Origin of the sequence: Nesterenkonia ebinurensis (assembly GCF_008711175.1) — a bacterium.
Lineage (GTDB): Bacteria > Actinomycetota > Actinomycetes > Actinomycetales > Micrococcaceae > Nesterenkonia > Nesterenkonia ebinurensis.
On sequence record NZ_VWNF01000036.1, the window covers coordinates 1 to 926 of the forward strand.

General features: G+C 60.5%; 2 protein-coding genes. Both read right to left on the bottom strand.

Going from position 1 to position 926, the window contains the following annotated elements:
- Positions 1–154: 154 nt before the first annotated feature.
- The gene (locus F0311_RS11255; protein WP_150462040.1) at positions 155–454 is read right to left on the bottom strand and encodes a type II toxin-antitoxin system PemK/MazF family toxin; all 300 of its coding nucleotides are present in this window, start codon (positions 452–454) and stop codon (positions 155–157) included.
- Between the two features lie 3 nt (positions 455–457).
- Positions 458–694 carry a type II toxin-antitoxin system ParD family antitoxin gene (locus F0311_RS11260; protein ID WP_150462041.1) on the bottom strand — a complete coding sequence of 79 codons (237 nt, stop codon included), beginning with the start codon at positions 692–694 and terminating at the stop codon, positions 458–460.
- Between the last annotated feature and the right edge of the window lie 232 nt (positions 695–926).

Sequence of the window (926 nt, forward strand, 5' to 3'; positions counted from 1 at the left end):
ACTGGGTGGAATGTTCATTGCCATGGTCAACCAACGCCAGTGGGTAAGGAGGCAGTAGTCGCCCTATAGACCGGCCATCCCGTCTGTCTCCTGCGCAATGTGGGGTGGCCTTGTACCAGGCGGAGACTCTTTGGGCTCGGGAAAGGGGAGCAGCTCAGTCCAAGTCGAAAGCGGTGGCGATCGCTTCGGAGAGAGCCCCTTCCTGACTTGGGTGCAGATAACCGATGAGCCGGCCCAGGTTGGAGACCGGAATGGTGAGAATGTTGTCCAGGGACGCTACGCCCTCATGGTCCAGTCCGTTGGTGGAGTCGATCGGCACCTCAGTGGAGAGGCCACGAATGGTTGAAGTGATGGGCGCCACAGTCACTCGAGTCAGATACGGGCGGACCTGCTCCCGGGTCAGCACCAGAACGGGGCGGGTCTTGTCGAGTCGAGCCAGATGGATCGGGCGCATGCATCAGTCCAGATCGTCGAGAGGAGCCCTCGCCGCATAAGCGGCGAGATCGTCTAAGTCATCCGCGGAGAGATCTTTCTTGAGGATCGCGATATCTGAGAGTGCCTGCTGGTGCTGCCGTTCGCGTTCCAGTGCGCGGGTGAGCACCCCGGCCCGGCTGGAGGCGCGGCCGGAAGCCACCTCGGCGTCAACGAAAGCGGCGAGATCATCAGGCAGCCGGACTGCAATCTGCTTGCTCATGCCATTATGGTACCAATATGTCACCAGTTTGGGATGCAGTGGATTCAGGCTCAAGATCTTGAATCGGGCTGGTTGAGACAGTGGCTGGCGGTGGCTATGGGTGGAGCTGTTGGCCGTGGGCTAGTTTGTGGAGGTCTTCTCCGGTGAGTGGTTGTGCTGGTAGTGGGGTGGTCATGGCTTGGGGGCGGATGCCGTCGAGGATGATGGCTCGTTGTCGGGCTAGGACGATTCC